Source organism: Vibrio sp. 1641 (assembly GCF_033339995.1).
In the GTDB taxonomy this organism is placed as follows: domain Bacteria; phylum Pseudomonadota; class Gammaproteobacteria; order Enterobacterales; family Vibrionaceae; genus Vibrio; species Vibrio alginolyticus.
This window is the reverse complement of the sequence record NZ_JAWOVP010000257.1, coordinates 1-640: the sequence shown is the minus strand read 5'-3', so window position 1 is coordinate 640 and position 640 is coordinate 1. Positions and strand designations below refer to the sequence as shown.

Sequence of the window (640 nt, the reverse complement as noted above, 5' to 3'; positions counted from 1 at the left end):
CGAGCATCACTTTGTTGACCGCGTCTGGAATAAACGCAAACCCCGCGTTACCAATACCCAGCATCAAGCCAGCCACCGGTAACACCGCCACAGGCAGCATCAACGACCGCCCTATTTTTTGTAGTTGTCCAAATATACTTGCAAACATGGTTTCCTCCTGACGAATGCCAGTGTTGTAGGACCTGATTCCTTCAGGTCATGTTGTTTCACGTAAGGTCAGGATGATCATAGCGAGCAAGGCGGCGCCTAAGGTTACAAAAGGCAATCAGTTTGTAAGTGGCCGCTTACAAATCTCTTACACCGAGAAGTGAAAATTGTAATCGGCTCGATTGTGCATGGGCGTTTAAGAATGCATCATATTGGCCAGCGCCAAACTCAGGGGCAGGCACAGGGACAGACACAGGGAAAGTAGGATGGAAAACAAGCAGATACTGGTCGTCGATGACAACCTTGACCTTCGCGAAGCGTTGTCAGATTACCTTGGCCGCGCAGGGTTTGAAGTGCTTTGCGCGGAAAACGGCGGCGTGATGTGGCAACTGCTCAACGATCACCATCCTGATTTGATCATCCTCGATATTATGATGCCCGGTGAAGATGGCTTTACCCTGTGCCAGAAACTGCGCAAAAACTCCGATATCCC

The 640-nt window shown here is 50.0% G+C and carries 1 protein-coding gene and 1 pseudogene; one reads left to right on the top strand and one right to left on the bottom strand.

Annotated elements, in window-relative coordinates; translation table 11 throughout:
* Positions 1-148, bottom strand: a pseudogene (locus R7Z47_RS25375) (PTS glucose transporter subunit IIBC); the annotation flags it as partial.
* A 265-nt stretch (positions 149-413) separates the two neighbouring features.
* Here R7Z47_RS25375 and R7Z47_RS25370 point away from each other — a divergent pair.
* On the top strand, positions 414-640 hold a 227-nt coding region (locus R7Z47_RS25370), incomplete at its 3' end, for a response regulator (RefSeq protein WP_318130833.1).